General features: G+C 67.8%; 23 protein-coding genes. 15 read left to right on the top strand and 8 right to left on the bottom strand.

The window, feature by feature from the left end; all coding sequences use genetic code 11:
• Positions 1–48: 48 nt before the first annotated feature.
• Positions 49–522, bottom strand: coding sequence for a MarR family winged helix-turn-helix transcriptional regulator (locus M8859_RS07145; protein WP_159930600.1), 474 nt, complete (start codon positions 520–522; stop codon positions 49–51).
• A gap of 522 nt (positions 523–1044) precedes the next feature.
• Between M8859_RS07145 and dpgA the strand changes: the two genes are divergently transcribed.
• From dpgA to M8859_RS07100, 9 genes are all read left to right on the top strand, one after another.
• Entirely contained in the window at positions 1045–2187 is a 1143-nt protein-coding gene (gene dpgA, locus M8859_RS07140; RefSeq protein ID WP_195069710.1) for a 3,5-dihydroxyphenylacetyl-CoA synthase DpgA, read from the top strand.
• 33 nt (positions 2188–2220) lie between these two features.
• Entirely contained in the window at positions 2221–2925 is a 705-nt protein-coding gene (dpgB, locus tag M8859_RS07135) for an enoyl-CoA-hydratase DpgB (RefSeq protein WP_195069711.1), read from the top strand.
• The gene (dpgC, locus tag M8859_RS07130; RefSeq protein ID WP_249644022.1) at positions 2922–4244 is read left to right on the top strand and encodes a (3,5-dihydroxyphenyl)acetyl-CoA 1,2-dioxygenase DpgC; all 1323 of its coding nucleotides are present in this window, start codon (positions 2922–2924) and stop codon (positions 4242–4244) included. The genes dpgB and dpgC overlap by 4 nt, the downstream gene beginning before the upstream one ends.
• Positions 4241–5050 (top strand): enoyl-CoA-hydratase DpgD, encoded by an 810-nt coding sequence (gene dpgD, locus M8859_RS07125; RefSeq protein WP_249644021.1) that lies wholly within the window; start codon positions 4241–4243, stop codon positions 5048–5050. Before dpgC ends, dpgD begins: the two co-directional genes overlap by 4 nt.
• Positions 5051–5099: 49 nt before the next feature.
• Positions 5100–6905 (top strand): thiamine pyrophosphate-binding protein, encoded by a 1806-nt coding sequence (locus M8859_RS07120; RefSeq protein WP_195069713.1) that lies wholly within the window; start codon positions 5100–5102, stop codon positions 6903–6905.
• A 67-nt stretch (positions 6906–6972) separates the two neighbouring features.
• Positions 6973–8049: a catalase family peroxidase gene (locus M8859_RS07115; RefSeq protein ID WP_195069714.1), complete on the top strand. Its 1077-nt coding sequence runs from the start codon at positions 6973–6975 to the stop codon at positions 8047–8049.
• A 4-nt stretch (positions 8050–8053) separates the two neighbouring features.
• Positions 8054–8611 (top strand): cytochrome b, encoded by a 558-nt coding sequence (locus tag M8859_RS07110; RefSeq protein WP_159930596.1) that lies wholly within the window; start codon positions 8054–8056, stop codon positions 8609–8611.
• On the top strand, positions 8612–9790 hold the full coding sequence (locus M8859_RS07105; protein WP_159930595.1) for an MFS transporter: 1179 nt from the start codon (positions 8612–8614) through the stop codon (positions 9788–9790).
• A 387-nt stretch (positions 9791–10177) separates the two neighbouring features.
• Positions 10178–10477 (top strand): DUF1905 domain-containing protein, encoded by a 300-nt coding sequence (locus M8859_RS07100; protein WP_223519405.1) that lies wholly within the window; start codon positions 10178–10180, stop codon positions 10475–10477.
• A gap of 252 nt (positions 10478–10729) precedes the next feature.
• Here the strand turns inward: M8859_RS07100 and M8859_RS07095 are convergent, their stop codons facing one another.
• The 3 genes from M8859_RS07095 to M8859_RS07085 form a co-directional block, all read right to left on the bottom strand.
• Complete coding sequence (locus M8859_RS07095; protein ID WP_159930593.1) at positions 10730–11071, bottom strand: hypothetical protein; 342 nt, start codon at positions 11069–11071, stop codon at positions 10730–10732.
• Between the two features lie 130 nt (positions 11072–11201).
• The gene (locus tag M8859_RS07090) at positions 11202–11498 is read right to left on the bottom strand and encodes a hypothetical protein (protein WP_159930592.1); all 297 of its coding nucleotides are present in this window, start codon (positions 11496–11498) and stop codon (positions 11202–11204) included.
• Positions 11485–11709 (bottom strand): hypothetical protein, encoded by a 225-nt coding sequence (locus M8859_RS07085; RefSeq protein WP_063016531.1) that lies wholly within the window; start codon positions 11707–11709, stop codon positions 11485–11487. Before M8859_RS07085 ends, M8859_RS07090 begins: the two co-directional genes overlap by 14 nt.
• Positions 11710–11829: 120 nt before the next feature.
• On the opposite strand from M8859_RS07085, the gene M8859_RS07080 reads away from it, so the two are divergent.
• Positions 11830–12621: an alpha/beta fold hydrolase gene (locus M8859_RS07080; RefSeq protein ID WP_159930591.1), complete on the top strand. Its 792-nt coding sequence runs from the start codon at positions 11830–11832 to the stop codon at positions 12619–12621.
• A 3-nt stretch (positions 12622–12624) separates the two neighbouring features.
• On the opposite strand, the gene M8859_RS07075 is transcribed toward M8859_RS07080, so the two are convergent.
• Genes M8859_RS07075 through M8859_RS07065 form a run of 3 tightly spaced genes read right to left on the bottom strand, consistent with a single transcriptional unit; the run spans position 12625 to position 15577 of the window.
• Positions 12625–13221, bottom strand: coding sequence for a TetR/AcrR family transcriptional regulator (locus M8859_RS07075; RefSeq protein WP_223519410.1), 597 nt, complete (start codon positions 13219–13221; stop codon positions 12625–12627).
• 50 nt (positions 13222–13271) lie between these two features.
• Positions 13272–14051 (bottom strand): crotonase/enoyl-CoA hydratase family protein, encoded by a 780-nt coding sequence (locus M8859_RS07070; RefSeq protein ID WP_159930589.1) that lies wholly within the window; start codon positions 14049–14051, stop codon positions 13272–13274.
• A complete protein-coding gene (locus tag M8859_RS07065; RefSeq protein WP_249644020.1) occupies positions 14048–15577 on the bottom strand; it encodes an acetyl-CoA acetyltransferase in 1530 nt (509 codons plus the stop codon). The genes M8859_RS07070 and M8859_RS07065 overlap by 4 nt, the downstream gene beginning before the upstream one ends.
• Positions 15578–15695: 118 nt before the next feature.
• Here M8859_RS07065 and M8859_RS07060 point away from each other — a divergent pair, with 118 nt between their 5' ends.
• The 4 genes from M8859_RS07060 to M8859_RS07045 all read left to right on the top strand — a co-directional run bounded on the left by M8859_RS07060 (position 15696) and on the right by M8859_RS07045 (position 19766).
• Positions 15696–16451, top strand: coding sequence for a crotonase/enoyl-CoA hydratase family protein (locus M8859_RS07060; protein WP_195069717.1), 756 nt, complete (start codon positions 15696–15698; stop codon positions 16449–16451).
• Positions 16452–16629: 178 nt separating this feature from the next.
• Positions 16630–17736, top strand: coding sequence for a glycoside hydrolase family 183 protein (locus tag M8859_RS07055; protein WP_195069718.1), 1107 nt, complete (start codon positions 16630–16632; stop codon positions 17734–17736).
• Positions 17737–17830: 94 nt separating this feature from the next.
• A complete protein-coding gene (locus M8859_RS07050; protein ID WP_249644019.1) occupies positions 17831–19042 on the top strand; it encodes an erythromycin esterase family protein in 1212 nt (403 codons plus the stop codon).
• 49 nt (positions 19043–19091) lie between these two features.
• Entirely contained in the window at positions 19092–19766 is a 675-nt protein-coding gene (locus M8859_RS07045; RefSeq protein WP_159930584.1) for a class I SAM-dependent methyltransferase, read from the top strand.
• 15 nt (positions 19767–19781) lie between these two features.
• Here M8859_RS07045 and M8859_RS07040 read toward each other — a convergent pair whose 3' ends face one another.
• Positions 19782–20372, bottom strand: coding sequence for an alpha/beta hydrolase family protein (locus tag M8859_RS07040; RefSeq protein WP_159930583.1), 591 nt, complete (start codon positions 20370–20372; stop codon positions 19782–19784).
• 512 nt (positions 20373–20884) lie between these two features.
• Here M8859_RS07040 and M8859_RS07035 point away from each other — a divergent pair.
• Positions 20885–21810, top strand: a 926-nt coding sequence (locus M8859_RS07035; RefSeq protein WP_249644018.1) for an acyl-CoA dehydrogenase family protein, incomplete at its 3' end; no start/stop codon positions are given.

Genomic DNA, 21810 nt, shown 5'->3' with positions numbered 1-21810 from the left:
GATCGAAATGGGGGCCTGCACCTCCTGCCCAACTCCGGCGCCGGTCGCTCACCGCTGATCGGTGCGGGCCGGCGTGGCCGGTGGGATCCCCGCGAGGCTTTGCAGCAAGGCGAGGGCACGGGGATGGTCGTCCGGTTCGAGTACCTCGAACAGGATGCGCTGAACTTCATCGGCTTTCGACAGCAGCTGCGCGTATTCCCGGCGTCCGGTGCGGGTGAGGGCGATCCGCCGTTCCCGCTTGTCGGCGGGGTTCACCGATCGTTTGATCAGATTCTTGCGCTCCAGTGAGGCGGCGGCTTGCGCCATTGTCGAGGTGTCGGTCCGGACTCGGACGGAAATCTCGTGCTGGGTCGAGGGCCCGTCGCTGTAGACGACGTTGAGAATGGCGAACTGCGTCGGCGTGATCGAGTCACCCACCGTGGCGTGCCAGATGGAATTGTGCCGCTGGTAGAGCAGCCTGATCAAGTGTCCCGGCGTCTCCGCGAAGACGTGCGGCACCAGCGCCGAGGTGAGTGACTCCATTCGCTGATTAGACCACGGTCACACCGATCACCGGCGTTGGTCGGTCACTTGTCCAGGCGAACCTAAGGCCACTGAAAGATGGTCGATAGTACGTTTACGGACGACCTTTTGGGCGGCAGTCCGGGCACGAAATATGCTCTTGCACAACATGTTTCGACATCCCTCCACCGACGATCGGGGTACACCCCTAACGTTTAGGGGTTGCCACCCCTGATCGAGCAGGGGTACTGTTCGGAACCGATCGAGGTTTCGCTTCCGGGCCTGACCAGAAGCCGAACCACCACATAGCCGCCATGCGGCTGTGCCGAATTGATCAACTGCTCGGGGGGAATGGGGGTGGCATACCAATTTATTCGATGTGCCCTGCTCGATGAATGCGTAGCACGCATTCACGGGCGATAACAGTCCGACTTACTGTCGTCTGCCGGCTGCCATGTAGCGCCGGCCGTAAACGCATCGCATTTATCGGTCTCTCGCGCCCGCACGATTGCGCGCCTCCACTTATCAGCACAGGAACTGAGCATGACGACCATGAGCACCGCCCGGGTCGAAGCACTCGAGCAGAACCTACGCAGCCACACCCAGCGGGTGGCCACTCCACCGAAGTTGCTCGGAGTTGCCACAGCCAACCCGCCGGATCGCTACAACCAACGTGAACTCATCGATCTGCTGAAGATCACCGACCCGAAGATCCGGGGCGTCTTCCTCAACGGCGGCATCGAGCAACGACATCTGGCCCTGCCCCCACGGGGCGACGACGGCGAGTTCCGAGTCGAAACCCAGGGCGAGCTGCTGGAGAAACATCGCCGTCAGGGTGTGCGCACCGGCGCCGACGCACTGCGCCGATGCCTGCGCGAAATCGGTCGTGAACTGCACGAAGTGCGCTATCTGGTGGCCGTCACCACCACCGGATTCCTCACGCCCGGCTTCAGTGCGCTCCTGATCAACGAGTTGGGCCTGGATCCGGACACGGCCCGGCTGGATGTGGTCGGCATGGGCTGCAACGCCGGGCTCAACGGACTCGGCGCCGTGGCCAACTGGGCGTCCGCGCATCCGGGCGAGCTCGCTCTGCTCGTCTGCTCCGAGGCATGCTCGGCGGCCTACGTTTTCGACGGGACGATGCGCACCGCGGTGGTGAACAGCCTCTTCGGCGACGGTGCGGCCGCGTTGGCAGTGCAGGCCGGCGCGGGCAGCGGCGCGGCGGCGCGGGCGGGTTCGAGCCCGACGCCTTCGCTGCTGACCACCAGCAGCTACATGATCCGGCACGCGGTCGGCGCGATGCGCTACGACTGGGACGAGGACGCCGGGAAGTTCAGTTTCTACCTCGACAAGGAAGTGCCCTACGAGGTCGGCGCGCACGCCGAGATCGTGATCGACAAGCTGTTGCACGGCACCGGATTACGTCGCAAGGACATCGCGCACTGGATCGTGCACTCCGGCGGCAAGAAGGTCATCGACGCAGTCAAGATCAACCTGGGTCTCACCGCCCACGATCTTCGCCACACCACCGGGGTGATGCGCGATTTCGGCAACCTTTCCAGCGGCTCGTTCCTGTTCTCCTATCAGCGGCTGCTCACCGAAGGCCGGGTCCGCCCCGGCGACTACGGCGTCCTCATGACGATGGGCCCAGGTTCGCAGATCGAGACCGCTCTGCTCCGCTTCTGATCCACGGCGATCGCACTACACACAGGGGGAACGATGAGTACATCCAACGGGTCCGGCACCAACGTCCTAGCCGCGGTGATACCGGCCGATCAACCGCTGTCGGCCGAGCTGATCGACGCGGTCACCACGATCGCACTGCGCGCCGAAGACGCCCCGCGAGACCGGCCGCACGGTGTCGTCCTGTACATCAGGGGGCCGGAGGCGGGCCACGATTTCTCCTGGCCCGGTGCGGTGGACATCGGCACCGTCGGCAAGTGGGAAGGCGCCTTGCGACGGTTGGAACAGGCGCCCGCGCCGATCGTCGCCGCCGTCGACGGCGATGCCTACGGTCCCGCGGCCGAGCTGCTGCTCGTCGCCGACTACCGCATCCTGCGATCGGGGTCGGTTCTCGGATTCGCTGCTTCCGACGGAGGTAGCTGGCCGGCCATGGCGCTGCATCGGCTGGTCGCCCAGCACGGCGCGGGGCTCGCCAGAACGCTCGCGATACAGGGCCGCAGCCTCTCGGCATCCCAAGCGCTCGAGCACGGCTTGGTGGACGCGGCGATCGATGACAGCGCCGAAGCCGAAACCCAAGCGATCCAGGCAGGTCTGGCGCTGTTCGAGGCGACCGCGGGGTCGGAGATCGCCATCCGCAGGCGCCTGGTCCTGGATGCCGCGGCCACCCGATTCGAAGACGCGCTCGGGGCGCATCTGGCGGCATCCGACCGCGCCCTGCGTCGGCTCGGGAGCACCTTGTGACCACACTGCCGCAGTTCATCGGCGATCTCGGATACGACAAGGCCGCATTGCAGGACGCGGCCGCCGAATGCGGCCGCGTCCTAGCCGAACTCGGGCCCGTCGCAGGCCGCGACGATGCCCAGGCCGCACGAGCCGCGCAAGCCCTCGATGCTTTGCGAGCCCAACGCCGGGCATTCTTACGCGCGCATCTGCACGAGGTGTATCTCGCCGCCACCGACAATCTGCGTGAATCGCCGCGGTTGACCGAGCTCGCCGCCGCCGTCACCACCTTGTTCCCCGGTCTGCTCCCCGACCCTGGTCAGCTCGCCGCGGACGCCGCGGACGCCGCGGCGGTGCAGGCGCACAAGGAAGGCTGGGAGGTCGACCAAGGGATCTTCTTCCACGCGGTGTTCGCCGACCCGATCGCCGGGAACCACCTGCTCGACGCGATGCGCAGGCCGACCCGCCGCGCACAGGCGCTGCTGCCGGATTTCGAGAGCACCGGCCGGATCACCATGCCCGCGGCGACGCTGACCCGGTCCGGCCACACCGCGACCATCACGATCACCAATACCCACTGCCTCAACGCCGAGGACAACCAGCACGTCGCCGACATGGAAACCGCGGTCGACCTGGTGCTACTCGACGACCGGTCCAAGGTCGGGGTGGTGCGAGGCGGCGAGATGAACCACCCGCGCTACCGCGGCAAACGGGTGTTCAGTGCGGGCATCAATCTCACCCGGTTGCACCAGGGCAAGATCTCCTACGTCGAATTCCTGCTCGGCCGTGAGACCGGGTACATCGCCAAAATCCTGCGCGGCCTGTCCACCCTCGGCGATTCCGCCGAATGGCCCCCGCGGTTGCACACGAAACCGTGGATCGCCGCCGTGGACACCTTCGCCATCGGCGGCGGCGCGCAACTGCTGCTCGTCTTCGACCGCGTGATCGCCGCCGCCGACAGCTACTTCAGCCTCCCGGCGGCACAGGAAGGCATCGTGCCGGGCGCGGGCAATCTCCGGCTGGGGCGCGGCTCGACCTCGCGGCTTTCGCGCGAGGTGATCCTTTGGGGCAAGCGGATCCACGCCACCGAACCCGCCGCGCGATACGTCTTCGACAGCGTCGTCGAACCCGACGCGATGGACACCGAGATCTCCCGCGCCGCCGAGCAACTGGCAGCCGACGCGGTGGTCGCGAACAAACACATGATCGTGACCGCCGAGGAACCGCAAGACACGTTCCGCTCCTACATGGCCGAGTTCGCCCTGCATCAGGCGCTGCGGCTCTACGGCGTGGACGTGCTGGCGAAAGTGGGCCGGTTCAGCGCGGGAGCGCGGCAGTGACACCGCTGCCGGACCTGACCACCGTGGTCTACCGCAAGCAGGGCCGGGTCGCCACCGTCGAGCTGGATCGCCCCGACGTGCTCAATGCGATGAACTCGCGGATGCACACCGAGCTGGCCCAGGTGTGGGACGACATCGAACGCGACGATGAGATCTGGGTGGCCGTGCTCAGCGGTCGCGGCGGGCGCGCGTTCTCGGTCGGGCAGGACCTGAAGGAGCTGTCCCAGCGCATCGCCCACGGCGAGGGATACTCGACGTTCGGCAGCGCGGGCAGACCCGGCCATCCCCGGATCACCGATCGGTTCGGCTTCGCGAAGCCGCTGATAGCCAAGGTCGCCGGCTACGCACTCGGCGGCGGTTTCGAACTCGCGCTCGCCTGCGACATCGTCGTCGCCGCCGACAACGCCGAGTTCGGGCTCACCGAAGCCAAACTCGGCCTGATCCCCGGCGCGGGCGGAGTGTTCCGGTTACCCCGGCAGGCGCCCTATCGGATCGCGATGGGGCATCTGCTCACCGGCCGCCGGATGACCGCGGCCCGCGCCGCCGAACTCGGCCTCGTCAACGAAGTTGTCGCCGTCACCGACCTCGACGCGTGCACAGATGCCTGGGTCGCCGACATCCTCGCCTGCGCCCCGCTGTCGGTGCGGGCCATCAAAGAGGCCGCGGCCGCGGCTTCCACCATGCCACTGCCCGAGGCGTTCACCGCCCGATACCACTGGGAGACCTTGCGCGCAGGCTCTGCCGACGCCAGAGAAGGGCCGCGCGCGTTCACCGAGAAAAGACCACCGAGCTGGACCGGCCGCTGAGCCGCGTCACTACCCGGGTGCAGACAGACCTATCAGGAACGAAAGGGATATGACCTCTACACCGCCCCGCAGGCTGGGCCGCGACATCATCTTCGACTATCTGCGTGAGGTGGGCACCGAATATGCCTTCGGTGTTCCCGGCACGCACGAGATTCCATTGCTCGACGGGACGACCATTCCGGAGAACGGTGTGGAGTACGTGCCGTGCCTGCACGAGAACATCGCGCTCGGCGCGGCCATGGGCTACGCCCGGATGTCGGGACGTCCCGGCGCGGCGATCGTCCACATCACCCCCGGCACGGCCAACATCATCGGCAATCTGTTCAACGCCTACCGATCCAACATCCCGCTCATCGTGCTCTGCGGACAGCAGCACAGTGAGCTGCTGATCCAGGAACCGATCCTGGCTTCCGATCTGGTCCACACCGCCGAGCAATACACGAAGTGGGCCCACGAGATCCGCAGTGTCGACGAAATGCCGTTGGTGCTACAGCGCGCGTTCAAGGAACTCCTGGTTCCGCCGTTCCGGCCGGTATTCGTCTCGCTGCCGTGGAATTTCCTGCTCGAAGCGCCCACCATGCAGGAGCCGGGGCGGGTGACACGCATCGCGCACGCGGTAGCGGCCGACCCGGCCGGTGTCGCGGACGCCGCCCAACAGCTCGCGCAGGCGAAGAATCCCGTGGTGCTCGTCGGGGACGGGGTCGGCGAGGCGAACGCATGGCCGGAGATCGAGCGCCTGTCCCATGTCCTGGGCGCGGCGGTGTACTCGGAGAACCAGGCCAGCCGCATGAACTATCCGAACGATCTGCCGCACTGGCAGGGCGAGCTCGTGCCCACCCAGGACGGGGTGCACATGCAGCTGGCCGATTTCGACACCATCTTCCAGGTCGGCGTGAACTCCCAGGCCCAGATCCTGGTGTTCCGCTGGGAGAAGGGCCCGATCATCCCGCCCGCGCTCACGCAGGTGACGCTGCACAACGACCCGTGGGAGATCGGTAAGAATTCTTACGCGAGCGTCGGTGTGCTCGGCGACATCAAACGCAGTCTGCCGCTGATCATCGACGCCGTCGTCGGCCACCCTGCCTACGACGAATCCGCGGCGGCACAGCGCAATAGGCGGATTCTCGAGCTCGACGCCCGTCGCGACAAGGCGTTCACCGCGGCCGGGGCCACGGCCCCCGGGCACGAACCGACGATTCCGGACTACATCGTGCCGATGAAGCTGGCCGAGGTGCAGAAGACACTCCAGAAACCGCTGACCGTCATCAACGAGGACTTCGCGATCTCGGCGGCGATTCAGAAGGCGATCGCCTACGACGCACCCGATTCCTATTTCTGTACCTCCGGCGGGTCGCTCGGATTCTCCCTGCCCGCGTCGATAGGTATCGCCCTCGCCGTGGGTAAGCGCCGCTACGTCGTGACCATAGTCGGCGATGGTTCGGCCCTGTTCCACACCAACTCGTGGTGGACGACGAGCAAATACGCGCTGCCGGTGCTGTATCTGGTGATGAACAACCACGAATACAAGACCCTCATGACCGGTCTTTCCGCCCTCGGACAGATCTACGGCTGGGAGCCGACCAGCGACGCGTGGTACCTGCGATTGGGCCGGCCTACCCAAGATTTCGCCGAGATCGCCGAGACATTCGACATCGAGGGCGAGGTGGTGACCAAGACCGCGAAGCTCACCGATGCGCTCGAGCGCGGGTTCAAGGTCCTCGACAAGGGCGAACCCTACGTGATCGACATCCGTATCGCCTCGGCGTCCGCGCCGCCGATCGACATGCTGCTGGCCGACAACCCCGACGTCGACCCGGTTCTGGTCGAACGGCTCCAGTCCATGGGTCCGCCGTGATCCGCGAGACCGCCACGTCGTGCTCCCGCGCCATGCGCGGGAGCACCGCACACGGAGAAAGGGAATCATGACCGAGGCAAGCCGGCACTCCTTGCGACTGAATCGCCGCACGCTGCTCGGCAGCGCCGCTGTCGCCGCGCTCGGCGCCGCCGGAATCGGAGGGTTCTTGCTCACCGAGAACGTGATCGGGCCGTGGCGACTGACCGCTCGCAGACTGGTGGATCGCCTGCAGGACACCGCGGGCGGCTCCTTCCCCGGTTGCCGGCGTAATCACGCCAAAGGGCTCGCCGTCGCCGGATATTTCGAAAGCAACGGCAACGGCGTCGAGCTGTCGAAGGCATCGGTGTTCCGGCCGGGCCGCTACCGGCTCGACGGCCGGTTCTCTCTCGCAGGCGGCAACCCGCACATGCCCGACATACCGGCCGCACCCCGTGGACTGGGGTTACGGCTGTTTCTGCCCGGTGGGGAGCAGTGGCGGATGGCGATGATCAACATCCCCGTGTTCCTCGACGCGTCGCCGCAGGACTTCTACGACCGCACACTCGCCTTCGCACCGGACCCGGCCACCGGCAAGCCCGACCCCGCCGCCATGAGCCGATACGTCGCGGCGCACCCGAAGACCGCCGCCGCGCTGAGCGTGATCGAACAAGGCGCCCCGCCGGCCACTTTCGCGGATACGGCGTTCTTCGGGCTGAACGCCTTCGAGTTCTCCAACACCAGGGGCGACACCGTACCGGTGCGGTGGCGGCTGGTCCCGGACAACCCACCTCGACTCGCGCCGCTTGCAACCGGCGAGAACGCACTCTTCGAGGGTCTGGTCGCCGGCATTCAGGCGGCGCCGCTGCGATGGAAGTTCCTGGTGACGGTCGGCCGACGCGGCGTCGACCCCACCGACGACGCCACCGCGGCCTGGCCGGCTGATCGGCGTGAAGTGCAGGTGGGCACCGTCGTGCTGGACCAGGTGCACACCGAATCCGCGGACAACGTGCAGAACGTGAACTTCGATCCGCTCGTGCTGCCCGACGGCATCACGCCATCCGACGACCCGCTCCTGCAAGCTCGCTCGGCGGCCTACGCCGAGTCCTTCCGCCGCCGTGCGGGCGAAGCGAAACCCACCGGCGCCGTCGTCGTGAAGGAGGCATGATCCGATGGCGCTCTCCGAACGCACCGGCGACACCACCCGGTTCGGCGTCACCGCGCGCATCCTGCACTGGACGATGGCGATTCTGATCCTCGCGATGATCGGCATCGGCGCGGCGATGGTCGGCTACCTCGGCGCCTACAGCCAATTGCTGAGCTGGCACAAAACCATCGGGCTGGCCATCCTGCTGCTGGCGGTCGTCCGTCTCGTCTACCGTGTCCGCCACCGTCCGCCGCCGCAGATCGAGACCATGGCCAAACCCGAGCGGCTCGTCGCGACCGGATCCGAGATCCTGATGTACGTACTGTTCCTCGCCCAACCGCTCGTCGGCTGGGCTTTGGTCTCGGCATCCGGGATTCCCATCGAAATTCTCGGAGGGCTGGGCGTCCCGGCGATCGCACCGGCCGATCCTCAGCTGTACGCCGCGTTGCGGACGCTGCACAGCGTGCTCGCCTACCTGCTGTTGTTCGCGTTGATCGCGCACATCTGCGCGGTCACTTTCCACGCGTTGGTCCTGCGCGACAAGCTGTTGCGCCGCATGACGTTTTCGACCTCGCAGCGATAGATGAGCAGACCGGCCGTCCCCGGAATCGCGCTCGTCGGCGCGACCTTACGTGCGCCTTTGACCTGCGTCGGCCCGCTGATGCCGGTGATCACCGGCGACACCGGGCTGTCCAGCACGCACGCGGGCCTGCTCACGGCCCTGCCCTTGCTGATCTTCGCGGTCGTCCCCGTGGCGGTGCTGCGAACCGTGCGTCATGGACCCGACCGGCTCGTGCGGCTTGCGCTGGTCGCGATGCTGGTGGGACTGCTGGTTCGCTCGACGCCCGGCCAGGTGGGGCTCTTCGCCGGGACGGTGGTGATCGCGGTGGCGATCGGGTTCGCGAACGTGCTGCTGCCCGCGATCGTGCGAGACAGCGTCGGTTCCGCCCGTGTCACGGCGGTCACCGGCGCGTGGGTCGCGGCGATGTGCGCGGCGGCGGCCGTGTCGTCCGGGATCGCGGTTCCGCTGGCAGAGGTGCTGCCCGGCGGCTGGCGCCCGGCGCTCGCCTCGGCCACGCTGCTGGTCGTCGTCGCGTTGCTGGTGTGGCGGATCGGGGACAGAACCGTATCGGAGCCGTCCTCTCCCGCCCGCGGAGTCTCGATGCCCTGGCGTTCGCCCTTGGCCTGGCAGGTCAGCGCTTTCATGGGTTTACAGGCGTTGGGGTTCTACACGACGCTCGCCTGGCTGCCCACCGTCCTGCACGACAACGGCGTGACGCCCGAGACCGCGGGCTGGTCGCTGTTCGCGTTCCAAATCCTGGGTTTGGTGGTCATCAACACGATGCCGTGGCTCACCCGCACCGCGGCGGCGAAACGCCGCCTCGCCATCGCCGCCTCGATGCTCGATGCCGCGGGCTTCCTGCTCCTCGCCGTAGACCCCGATCTGGCGCCCCTGGCGATCCTGCTGCTCGGCACAGGCGCCGGTGCTTGCCTGGCCCTGGCCATGGCCTTTCAGAGCGAACGCGCCGGCGACGCCCTCCACGCGGCCGCGCTGGCCGCGATGGCTCAGACGGTCGGGTTCGCCATGGCCGCCGTCGGCCCGACGCTCCTGGGCATCCTGCACACGCACACCCAAAGCTGGGCGCCGGCGCTGGGCGTGCTCACCGCGCTGACCCTCCTCCAGGCTGCCGCGGCGGCCGGGGCCGGACGCACCCAGATCGTCAGACCTGCCCGACAACCGGTCCAGGCGGACCTCTCATGATCTTGGGGGCGACACCGAACTGCGCACGGTCCCGCGGTACACGGACTCGACGGCTATCCGGATGTGGGTGGGCTGATCGAAGACTCCGTTGCCTACCTCGCCGCCCGGCTCGGCGGCCGCACCTCGCGCCGAGCGGTTCGGTAGGGCCCGGACACTCGCCTGGTGTTGCGTCGCGTGCGGGGCAGTTCCCGCGCGTGCGACGACGCGGTGCAGCGCGGACTCGAAAGGAGTCCAGGCGGTCGTCGCTGATTGCCGTGCCGATCGGACTCTTCAGCTATGGCGGGGCGGTGTTCGCGCGGGGGCGAGTTCGTGTCCCCGCGGAAGCGGGTCGTCGGCGCCTCAGGCCGAGGCGCGATCACTGTCGGTCCGCACCGCTACAGTCGCGACGTGGCTGGTTCGCGGTACTCGTTCACGGCGGAAGTGTGGGAACACCAGGGGGATGCCGCCTGGCATTTCGTGTCGCTGCCGGAGGACGTGGCCGATGAGATAGAAGAGCGGTACGCGCATCGTTCGGGTGGGTTCGGCTCGGTGCGGGTGCATGTGGTCGTCGGCGCCAGCCGGTGGTCTACATCGCTATTTCCCGACAAGTCGCGGGCGACCTATGTGCTGCCGATGAAGAAGGCCGTGCGGGTCGCGGAGGGACTGGAGGCGGGTTCGACGGCGCGAATCGAACTCACTGTCGCTTGACCGCCACCACCACGATCATGAGCACACCGAGCACGATGCCACCGAAACCGAGGGCGCGAACCAGCGGCCGGACGGAGTGACAGGTCGGGGCTGTCGGCGATCAGACCGGGTTCGGCGACGTCGGGAGAGGCGGCTGTGACACGGTCGGATCCTCGGCTTCTGGTCGACACCCGCGTCGACGTAGGCGTCAGCCTCCCGGCCCTGCCACGCGAATCATCGACTACCCGGCCGTGCCCGTGGACCGCTGGCGGCTCAGCGCTGCTGGGGCGCCGCCATGCACTCACCGGCGATGCGACCGCTGGCGGCGCGCGCCTTGTCCGCGTCCTCCTTGCTCATGCCCAGGGTCTCCTGGTTGGGAGTCTTGGTGTCGTACTCGTCGCTGATCATGATTCGCAGTCCGTCCTGCGAGATTCCCTGGTCGACGAACACCTTCGCGGCGCAGTCGGCCAGTTGCTTGTTCTTGAGGCCCTTGTCCTGCAACGACTTGGCGAGATCGGCCTGCGTCACCGTGGGCGCCGCCGTGTCCTTGTCGCTGCCGCATGCCGCGAGTACCGGCAGCGCGATCAGCGCCGCGGCGATCATGCAGATCCGCACCTGACTCCTCTTCCTCGACTGACCACCCGTCGGTGGCGTGGCCACCATAATGCCGTGTGGCGTCCAGCGGTAGTCGTTCCCGGCGAGAGGAACGAAAGATGTTGCCGCGAAAGCTATATACAGACAGACCTCAGAGATCCATTGCCGCCCGCAGCGCGGTGTCGAGCCGTTCCAGGGTTTCGGTGTCCACCGCGTCCACCCGCTCGGCCAGCCAACCGCGGAAGATGCGCCCGATGTTTCCGGCATGCACCCAGCCGTGATCCTGCACCGGAACCGCGAGAATGTCCTGCGGATCGTCTTCGATGACCTCGGCCGCGATCAACCAAGGACGAGGCGATTCGTTGATGCCGTCACTGCTGATGAGCACGACCGTTCGGCGACGCGGCGAACCATGCGGGTTGTAGATCCACAGTTCACCCCGACGCACGCATCGCCTCCTCGGCGGCCGCCAGCTCGGCCGCGTCCGCGGCGGCCTCGGCGGTCACATCCGACACCGGACCGACCCCGGTGCGCACGGCCTCCCGTCGCGCGGCCTTGGAAATCCAAGCCGACGGCGACATTCCCGCCCGAGCTGCCGCCTGCTCGGCGTACGACCAGGCGGCTTCATCCAGCGAAAGGGTGACCTTACGCGTTGCCATACCAATTATCGTACCGACCATGGCCGTGGTGACGCCAGTCCTCCACGACGCCGGATGAGAGGGAGCGGCACACGGCGCGATCCCAACTGATGGCTGGTGACTGCTGTTAGTGTTGGCCGCATGACGACGTTGCACCATCACCGCGTGGGCGCGGGCGAGCCCCTAGTGCTGGTCCACGGGGTCGGAAGCCGGTGGCAGGTGTGGGAGCCGATCATCGACACACTGTCCGCGTCGTACGAAGTGATCGCGGTGGACCTGCCCGGTTTCGGCGGCTCGACGCATCCGCTGGCGCACACCACGGTCGCCAACCTCACCGAGGCGCTCGCCGAATTCCTCGCCGCGCAGGGCATCGACCGGCCGCATCTGGCGGGCAATTCGATGGGCGGGCTGATCACTCTCGATCTGGCCGCCCGCGGGCTGGCTCGTTCCGTCACCGCCTACTCGCCGATCGGGTTCTGGGACACCGCGGGTCGCGTCTGGTGCCAGCAGTCGCTGGGCAAGTCACGAGCGCTCGCACGCAAGTTGCGCCCCGCCCTGCCATCCGTCCTCGGCACCGCCGCGGGCCGGACCGTGTTCCTCTCCCTGATCTTCGGCAAGCCGTGGGCACTCGATGCGAAGGTCGCGCTGGACACCGCGATCGGCGCGGTGGAGGCGGCCGGCTTCGACGAAGCTCTCGCCTCGTTCACCGACGTCCGCCTGCCCGAGATCGGCGCGCTCGCCGAGATTCCGGTGACGGTCGCCTGGGGCAGCCGCGACATCCTGCTCACCTACGCGACCCAGAGCCGCAAAGCCCGAAGCGTGCTGCCGAACGCCGAGCACGTCACCCTGCGCGGCAGCGGGCACACACCGTTCTTCGATGATCCGGCCGGCTGCGCACAGGTCCTGCTCGAGACGGTCACACGCACACGGTAGGAGTCAGCGGGCGGGCGGATCGAGCAACGTGTCCGCGGCCGCCGTGCCGAGCAAGACGCGCACGGCGTTGCCCCACCGGTGCCTGAGAATTCGGTTGCTGGACCCGTCACCGGTGAGCAGCACGCGCAGCGCCAGGCCGGTCATGATCTCGATGGTGAACTCGGTGATCGTCGGAACCCGCGGATCGTCGGGGAATTCGCGCCGGAAGCTGTCGCGAATGCTGGTGTGCATCAGTTCGAACAGGCGCACCTCCAGCGGGAGGAACGCCGCGCGCAGTTCCGGGTCGGTCCGCGCGCCGACCCACATCTCCAACGCCGCCCAGAACGACGGCCCGCTGAGCATCCGCATGGTCAGCTCGACCGCCGTCTCCAACCGGTCCGCCTCGTCGGGGATCGCCTCGAATTCGCTGGTCAGCTGGTCGAATCGGCGTTGCGCCACGTGCTCGACGGCGCCTGCGAGCAGGTCGGCCCTGGTAGGGAAATAGTGCTGCAACGTCCCCCGCGGCACACCCGCCCGTTTCTGCACCTCGAGCGTTGTCGTGCCCGCGTAACCGACCTCGACGAGACTTTCCACCGCCGCGTCCAGCAGGCGCGTGCGCATACGCTCCCTGCGCTGCGCCTGCGGCTGCCGGACGTGTCCCGGCCCGCCTGTCAGCGGCCCTGCCACTTCGGCTCGCGCTTCTGCGCGAACGCCAGCGCGCCTTCGGCGGCGTCCTTGGAAAACAGTGCGGGCAGGGCGATCTCGCCCTGTTTCGCGAACGCTTCCGCGACCGGCCAATCCGGCGACTCATCGATGATGCGCTTGCTCGCGGCCACCGCCAGCGGCGCGGCGGCGGCGATCTCGGCCGCCAGTTCGAGCGCCACCGACAACGCGCCGCCCGGCTCGGTGACCCGATTGACCAAGCCGAGTTGGTAGAGCCGCTCGGCGCTGACCCGCCCGCCCGTGAGCGCGAGTTCGGCGGCGGTGCTGCGCGGCAGCCGCTGGGTCAGCCGCAGCACGCCGCCGCCCGCGGCGACCAGACCGCGCTTGACCTCGGGAATGCCGAACTGCGCGTCGCGCGCCGCGACGATCAGATCACCCGACAGCGCCAGCTCGAAACCACCGGCCAGCGCGAAGCCCTCGACCGCGGAGATCATCGGCTTCGCCGGGGGCTTCGCCGCGATGCCGAGCGGGCCGCGCCGTTGCGTCATCGGCATCTCGCCCTTCGACGCGGCAACGAGATCCATTCCGGCACTGAAGGTTCCGCCCGCACCGGTGAGCACGAGCACGCGCGCGGCATCGTCGGCCTCGAACTCGTCGACGGCGGCCTCGATGGCTTGCGCGGTGGCCAGGTTGATCGCGTTGCGCGCCTCGGGACGGTTGACCGTCAGCACGGTGATCGCGTCGCGCCGCTCGACGAGAACCACGTCGGGTCCCACCGTCTCACTCATTCGGCGCTCCTCTCGGTGAGCAGGGTGAACGTGTCCGCGGTGACCTCGGCGTCCGCGCCGAGCGGATCGCCTGCGGTGAACGCCGCGAGGGTGTCGGCATCCGACGCCCGAACCAGTATGCGGGTCCCCGCGGGTGTCAGTGCGCTCACCACAACGGCTTCCGGTTCGTCGGCACGGTCCGGCGCCGAGCCCTTGCGGTAGGCGACGGTGTACGCCTCGATCGAGACCGGGCCGGTGTACCCGGGCGCCGGTTCGCGTCGCGCCGGAGGCACTTGCGCCTCGATCGCACGGAACAGCCGCGCGGGCGGTCGGGCGGAGTACACGCCAACGCCATGCTTGGTGCTGTACCAACCGAGCGCCGTCACCAGTCCATAGGCGTCCGGGTCGGCGCGGAGAATGCCGTAGAGGGTCGCGATCGAATGCGTCGTGTAGTTGTTGCCCGGCCCGCCCGCGAAGGTGAGACCGCCGGTGACCGACAGCGGCCGCACCGGATCATCGAGCGGCAGACCGAGTTCCTCGGCCGCGACCTGCACCGCGACCGGGAAGCAGGAGTAGAGGTCGATGTGCGCGACGTCGTCTATCGCGATCCCCGCCGCGCCCAGCGTCGCTTTCCCCGCCGCGGCGATGGCGGGCGAGCGGGACATGTCCGCGCGCTCGGAGACGAACCACTCGTCGGTCGCGGTGGCGCCCGCGTGCGGGAACACCCACCGGTCCCGCGGCACACCGGCGGCGTCGGCGGCCGCCGCACTGCACAGGACCAGTCCGGCGCCCAGGTCGACGGTCAGGTTCGCGACCATCAGCTTCGGATAGGGTGTCGACACCATCCGGTTGGCGGGCGCGGGTGTCACCAGATCAGCGGCGGTATGTGCGGTGGGCTGCCACGCATAGGGATTACGTGCCGCGATGTCCGACAGCCGCGACCACAGTTCGCCGATCCGCTGCCGGTGCGTGGCCTCACTCGTCCCGAGCCTGCGGCGCAGCGCCGTTTCCATCAGCGCATAGAAGTAGACCGGCCCCCACAAGCCCGCCGCGGTCTCCATGTCCGAGTTCGGCGCGCGATCGGAGCCGATGATCTCGTCGGGCCCCACATCCTCCGGCTGCTCCGGCCAGTCCACCGCGGCGCCGTTGCGGGTGGCGGCGTTCCACGAGGACACCGCTTCGGCGCCGGTGAGCAGCGCGACGTCCGAGCGACCTTCGGCGATGGCCTGCGCGACCATGTTGAGCAGCCGCTGCGGCGCGTCACCGCCGAAACGCACCGATTGCACGGTCCGTTTCGGACTGATGCCCAGATCGGCGGCGACGAGTGCGCCCAAGTCACCGTAGGGGCGGCTGACCGGAGCGACGGCGGCGATCAAGTCGGCGGACCGCAGCAAACTGTCGCCGACGCCGCTGTCGGCGCCCGCGCGGCGCAGGGACTCGGCGGCGAGTTCGACCGGGCCGGGCAAACCCGGCTCTCCCGGTCGGTGTACGACCTGCCCGGCGCCGACGAGCACCGGCGTCCTCGGGTCCATTCCGGCTGGCAGCATGCGTCCTCCGCTCCAGAACCGTCAACATTGACGGTAACTCGAGTTCGATTAGAACAGAACCGAAGCTTCACGGGCAACAGCGCGAGTCCCGCAACTGACCGGTGAGTAAGATCCGAGAATGGGCACCAACATCGCACTGCGGATCGACCACAACCTCGCGTACGTCACGCTCGACCGGCCGGACAAGCACAACGGCCTTACTGTCGAGATGCTTAGCGGACTGATTACCAGTGCGAAAATCGTGGCTCGCCGTGGTGATGTGCGCGCGGTGATCCTGTCCGGGAACGGACCCAGCTTCAGCAGTGGACTGGACATCGCAGCGGCCACTAGCAATCCAATAGCTATCATCCGAAATTTCGCGCCGCGACCCTGGCGGGGCACGAACGCGTTCCAAGAGGCGTGCTGGGCCTGGCGCCGCCTGCCCGTGCCGGTGATCGCCGCGGTGCACGGGCGCTGCTACGGCGGCGGGCTACAGCTCGCACTGGCCGCCGACTTCCGTTTCGCCACCCCCGACGCGGAGTTCTCCGTCATGGAAGCCGCGCACGGCCTCATACCGGATATGACCGGCGCGGCCTCGCTGTCACGCCTGGTCGGGATGGACCGAGCCCTCTTGCTCACGATGACCGCGGACACCGTGAATGCCGCCTACGCAGCGAAGATCGGCTTGGTCACCGAGTTGACGGAAGACCCCGTGGCCGAGGCCGAGAAACTGGCCGACCGCCTCGCGACCCGATCGCCCCACGCCGTCGCCGCGGCCAAGCGGCTGTTCGAGAAGTCGTGGCAAGCGTCCCCCCGGCGAACCTTTGCCGTCGAGCGCGCCACCCAGCTACCCCTCATCCTCCGGAGAGCGCTCCGCCAGCGGACTCTGCAATAGCTGCTTGTTCGCCAGTATGCGACATAAGGCACATCCGCGCCGATTTCACTGCTAGCATTTGCCCACGATTTGCCAGCCAGTCGAATAGTGGTGCGCGGCACACTGCGAAGGGTCTGTGTATCGCGGGACATCTGTGTTTCGCACCGCTCACGGCAAGAAACCGGAGGGCTCACAGACAGTGATCAGGACCGCAAGCTTCCTGCTCTCGGCGCTGGCGGGTGTCTCGGCCTTGCTCTTCACGGCGACCACCCCCGCCATCGCCAACCCGAACGCCATCAATCCGATCCCGGTGCTCAACGGCACGACCGGGTTGCCGAATCTGCTCGGCCGCACCAAGGCGGTGTTCCAGGTGACCGGGATGGCCAGCCCGAACAACACCCAGACCTACAACGTCCTCGGCACCGACCTCGGCATCATGTGGGACAACGGGCGCGGCGAAATGCTCACCGCGTTCGGCGACACCGCGGGCTTCGGCTTTCCCAATCTGCTCGCGGGCAGCATGTGGTCCTGGCGCAGCAATATCCTCCTGCGCAGTCACACCAAGGACCCCGCCGAGGGCATCTATTTCGACAGCGTGGTGCGCGATGTGTTCGGCCAAGCGCGCGACCTGATTCCCAGCCCGAAGATTCCCTTCCTTGAGATCAGCCGGATTCCCACCGCGGGCATCGCGGTGGACGGCGTGCAGTACATGAGCCTGATGTCGGTGAAGACCTGGGACGACGTCGGTCAATGGAGCACCAGCTTCTCCGGGCTCGCCGTCTCCGGAGACAACGGCGAGACCTGGGCCGAACTGCCGGAGACACGGCGAACCAACGAGGGCGGAAACGCCAACTTCCAGATGAACGCCTTTCTTTCCGACGGCGGGTACATCTACGAGTACGGCACCCGATCCGGGCGCGACAACACCGCACACGTGGCCCGTGTGCGCGCACACGACATCGCGAACCTCGCCGAATACGAATACTGGGACGGCCGCGCGTGGCGCAAGAACGACGTGAATGCCGCCGCACCGATCATGTGGGGTGTCGGCGAATTGTCGGTGATGTACAACGCTTATCTCGGACAGTACATTTCGCTCACCACCGACCGGTTCAATTCCGTGGTGATGCGGCGCGCGTCCACACCGGCCGGTCCGTGGAGCGATCCCGAAGTGCTGATCGACACCCGCGAATTGCCCACCGCCTACGCGCCCTCGATCTTCCCGTACCAGACGGGACGTGATCTGTACTTCCTCACGACGGTGCACAGCCAATACAACGTCTTGCTGATGCGCACGACACTGTAGCCCGGGGCAGACGGTCCGACGCGGCACTTGACCTCAACAAAGGTTGATATATGAGGCTGAACCGCGTCGGTCCGTTCCCGTCCCTGGAGGCATCATGCTCAGCACCACCACCGTCGACGTCCGCACCTGGCTGCGCGAGAACGCCGTCACGATCGACGGCTTCGATCCGGACTCCCCCGGCTCGGACCTCGACAGCTTGATCGCGCGACTCGGCACCGCCACGGTGGTGGGCCTGGGTGAGTCGACACGGTTCTCCCGGCAGACATTCGGTGTGCGCGAACGGATATTCCGTGGGCTGGTCGAGCGGCACGGTTTCCGCGCCTTGGCCATTCAGGACAGCGCGCGTTCGGGTGAACGCTGGGACCGGTTCGTCACCAGCGGGGAGAGCGACCCGTTGACGGTGCTCGCCGGCGCGTGGCGGCCGTGGCGGACCGAGGAGTCGGTGGCCACGCTGCGCTGGATCCGCGCGTACAACCTGGCGCATCCGCAAGACCCCGTGCGGATCTTCGGCGTGGAACCGCCCCATGCCGAGCCCAGTGACTACGACGCGGTGCTCGATTATGTGCGACGCGCGGCCCCCGACCGGACGGCCGCGATCGAGGTGCACCTCGCGCCGATCCGCACCGCGCACCAGATCGACGAGCACGTCCAGCGCCACCAGGGCATCCACCCCGGCCGCCCGTTCGTGGAGCACGCCGAAGACGCATTCGCGCTGCTCACGGCGCTGCCGGACACGAAGGAGCGCGCTACTGCCCTGGACCACGCCCGCCTGATCCTCGACTTCCACCGGCACAGCGTCGCGAGCCAGGGCTTCGCCCGGGACGAGCGTCCTTCCGCCGAGACGGTGCTGGGATGGCAGCGAGCGACCGGCGCCAAGATCGTCTACTGGGACGGGATCGCGCACACCACCAGTCTTCCGATCGCCTTCGGCGCGGCCGAATTCCATGGCGCGGGAAGCCATCTGCGTGCTCGGCTCGGCGCGGGGTACACGTCCGTCGGCATCGGCTTCCACCACGGCGACCTCGGTGTGGCGACGGCGCCCGACCCGCAGGACGACTTGGTCGATGCCGCCCTGGGCGAGGTCGACCTGCCCGCGTACTACGTCGACCTGGACGCCGCCGCGCCGGAACCGGTGCGCGACTGGCTCACCGGTCCGGCGAAACTGCGCACCATCAGCGGAGTCTACGACCCGGCCCAGGACGCCTCGGCGAACATCCGGCTCTCCGCGCTCGCCGACGCGTTCGACGTGCTGATCCACGTGCGCGAGACCACGCCGGTGCACTGGCTCTCGCAGGTATCGGACTGACTCGGGCAACCCTGGGGATCGCGGGCCACGCGATCAATAGACTCGAAACATGGATGCGGCCGACTGGGACGAGCGCTACGCGCAAACTGAATTGGTCTGGGGCGCACCGCCGAACAACACCGTGGTGGAGCATGTCTACGGGTTGGAACGCCGTGCTCCGCTCCAGGCCGCCACCCCCGAGGGCGATGCGCCGGAGTTTCCCCGCGCCCTCGACCTGGCGTGCGGCGAGGGGCGCAACACCCTGTGGCTCGCCACACACGGTTGGCAGGTGCACGCCGTCGACTACTCCCAGGTGGGCATCGACAAAGGCCGCACCGTCGCGTCGCGCTTGTCCCGCTCGGTCCGCAATCGCATCACCTGGCAGTGCGCCGACGTCACCGACCTGGACGAGGCGGGAATCACCGGGCCGTTCGAGCTGGTCTTGATGGTCTTCCTGCACCTGCCCGCCGAGCAGCGCCGCGCGCTGGTCCGCAAGGCGGCCGACCTGCTGGCTCCCGAGGGCACCCTCCTCGTGCTCGGCCACGACACCACCAACCTCACCGACGGCTGCGGCGGGCCACAGGACCCGGCCATCCTCTTCACTCCCGACGACATCGTCGCCGACCTCGGTCCCCTGGCGGCCGCGAGCCACGTGCGCGTGCGCCTCGCCGACCGCGTCTACCGGCCCACCGAGACCGGCGACGCCATCGACGCCTTGGTCATCGCCACCCGGGCAGCGGGGTAAGGGCCGTGCTTCGGTTCACGACCAGCGCTCGAGCCACGGGGTCACGGTCTCGGCGATCAGGTCGAAGCCCGCGCGGAAAGCATGCGGCTGCCCGGGAATGACGCGGACCTCCGCGGCGTCGGCTGGATCGGGGATGCCGAACGGGTCGTTGGCCCCGTTGACGACCACCACTTCGATGTCCCCCGGAGCGAGCAACTCGTCCCGGCGGGAGTTCTCCGGCTTGCCCGGCGGATGCAGCGGGAACGACAACGCGAGGACGCCACGGGCGCGCGCCGCGACCGCGGTGCGACAGGCCACCCGCGCCCCGTTGCTGCGCCCGCCCTGAATAAGCGGCATGCGTTTGCGGCCGCGCAGCCGAGCGACGATCTCGAGCCAAGCCTCGTCCTGCTTGATCGCCGAACCCGGCGCACGTCGCCCGGCGACCCGATACGGCTGCACCACCCGCGCGACCGCGCCGCCGAGGCGAAGCGCCGCGTCACGCACCGCGAGCAGGTCCTTCGCGTCCACCCCGCCACCCGCGCCATGCGTGAGCAGCAACAGGAACGCCGGCCTGCGCGGCTGTTCGAGCTCGACCTCAGCCGGTCCGGCACTCGTCTCGATACGCACTGTGCTTATTTTCCAGGAACGGACAATGCTCGATCTCGCTTCGCTCGAAACCGGTGGCGGCGCCATCTCGGTTACCGGGGCACCAGCCGTATGACCTGCGGTTTCGCCTTAGTTCATGCAGTCGGTTGGGAGGACCAAAGGCTGAGCCCGAGGCTTGGCGGCCACTCGGAGCAGGCTGCGCGGTGGCGCTGCGCTCGGCATCGGGGAGGCGACGAGCCGTTAGGCTTCTGACTCGGCTTCGTCCCCGGCCCGGTTGCGCGCGGGAGGGCGGGACGATCGCATCCGTGGTCAGCGCAGTGCGCGACGGTGTGCCGGGATCTGGATCGGACACTGTAAAACGCGTCACAATGCCAGCTCAGCTCTTTGCCACTTCATTACCGCTCGGTAATATGTCAAATAAGTTACCCGCGAGTAGCATGCGGAAAACCGGCACGACTACCCCGGTGGAGCGAACACGGGCGGGAACGGCAACCGACCGACCGCACCAACTCAACGGAGAGTGAGTACTGACAATGGGTCACTACAAGAGCAATGTCCGCGACCTGGAGTTCAACCTCTTCGAGGTCCTGGGCTTGGGGTCCATCCTGGACAGCGGCGCATACGGCGATCTCGACGCGGACACCGTCAAGGAGATGCTCAACGAGGTGCGGCGCCTGGCCGAAGGCCCGCTCGGCGAGTCGTTCGCCGACGCCGACCGCAACCCGCCGGTCTTCGATCCCGAGACCCACACTGTGACGCTGCCGGAATCGTTCAAGAAGAGCTACCGCACCCTCCAGGACGGCGGCTGGGACAAGCTGGGCATCGCCGAGGAGCTCGGCGGCCTGCCGATCCCCCGCGCGGCCTACTGGGCCATCGCCGAGCTGATCCTGGGCGCGCAGCCCGCCGCCTTCATGTACGCCGCGGGCCCCGGCTTCGCGAACATCTTCTACAACAACGCGACCGACGAGCAGAAGAAGTGGGCGCAGATCGCCGCCGACCAGGGCTGGGGCGCCACCATGGTGCTGACCGAGCCCGACGCAGGCTCCGACGTCGGAGCGGGCCGCACCAAAGCGCTCGAGCAGGAAGACGGCACCTGGCACATCGAGGGCGTCAAGCGGTTCATCACCTCCGCCGACTCCGACGATCTGTTCCCCAACATCATGCACCTGGTACTGGCCCGCCCCGAGGGCGCCGGACCGGGCACCAAGGGCCTGTCGCTGTTCTTCGTGCCGAAGTTCCACTTCGACCCCGAGACCGGTGAGCTGGGCGAGCGCAACGGCGTGTTCGTCACCAACGTCGAGCACAAGATGGGCCTGAAGGTCTCGGCCACCTGCGAGGTCACCTTCGGCGGCCACGGCATCCCCGCCAAGGGCTGGCTGGTCGGCGAGGTGCACGACGGCATCGCGCAGATGTTCGATGTCATCGAGCACGCCCGCATGATGGTGGGCACCAAGGCCAT

This window comes from Nocardia sputi (assembly GCF_023501985.1).
The sequence above is the reverse complement of the archived record's forward strand: the minus strand, read 5'-3'. Positions and strand labels throughout refer to the sequence as shown.

What these genes read in the sequence shown, in the direction of transcription:
- M8859_RS07145 (WP_159930600.1), bottom strand. Translation starts at nt 522, where the DNA reads ATGGAGTCACTCACCTCGGCGCTGGTGCCGCACGTCTTCGCGGAGACG.
- dpgA (WP_195069710.1), top strand. Translation starts at nt 1,045, where the DNA reads ATGACGACCATGAGCACCGCCCGGGTCGAAGCACTCGAGCAGAACCTA.
- dpgB (WP_195069711.1), top strand. Translation starts at nt 2,221, where the DNA reads ATGAGTACATCCAACGGGTCCGGCACCAACGTCCTAGCCGCGGTGATA.
- M8859_RS07120 (WP_195069713.1), top strand. Translation starts at nt 5,100, where the DNA reads ATGACCTCTACACCGCCCCGCAGGCTGGGCCGCGACATCATCTTCGAC.
- M8859_RS07115 (WP_195069714.1), top strand. Translation starts at nt 6,973, where the DNA reads ATGACCGAGGCAAGCCGGCACTCCTTGCGACTGAATCGCCGCACGCTG.
- M8859_RS07110 (WP_159930596.1), top strand. Translation starts at nt 8,054, where the DNA reads ATGGCGCTCTCCGAACGCACCGGCGACACCACCCGGTTCGGCGTCACC.
- M8859_RS07105 (WP_159930595.1), top strand. Translation starts at nt 8,612, where the DNA reads ATGAGCAGACCGGCCGTCCCCGGAATCGCGCTCGTCGGCGCGACCTTA.
- M8859_RS07085 (WP_063016531.1), bottom strand. Translation starts at nt 11,709, where the DNA reads ATGGCAACGCGTAAGGTCACCCTTTCGCTGGATGAAGCCGCCTGGTCG.
- M8859_RS07080 (WP_159930591.1), top strand. Translation starts at nt 11,830, where the DNA reads ATGACGACGTTGCACCATCACCGCGTGGGCGCGGGCGAGCCCCTAGTG.
- M8859_RS07075 (WP_223519410.1), bottom strand. Translation starts at nt 13,221, where the DNA reads ATGCGCACGCGCCTGCTGGACGCGGCGGTGGAAAGTCTCGTCGAGGTC.
- M8859_RS07070 (WP_159930589.1), bottom strand. Translation starts at nt 14,051, where the DNA reads ATGAGTGAGACGGTGGGACCCGACGTGGTTCTCGTCGAGCGGCGCGAC.
- M8859_RS07065 (WP_249644020.1), bottom strand. Translation starts at nt 15,577, where the DNA reads ATGCTGCCAGCCGGAATGGACCCGAGGACGCCGGTGCTCGTCGGCGCC.
- M8859_RS07060 (WP_195069717.1), top strand. Translation starts at nt 15,696, where the DNA reads ATGGGCACCAACATCGCACTGCGGATCGACCACAACCTCGCGTACGTC.
- M8859_RS07050 (WP_249644019.1), top strand. Translation starts at nt 17,831, where the DNA reads ATGCTCAGCACCACCACCGTCGACGTCCGCACCTGGCTGCGCGAGAAC.
- M8859_RS07045 (WP_159930584.1), top strand. Translation starts at nt 19,092, where the DNA reads ATGGATGCGGCCGACTGGGACGAGCGCTACGCGCAAACTGAATTGGTC.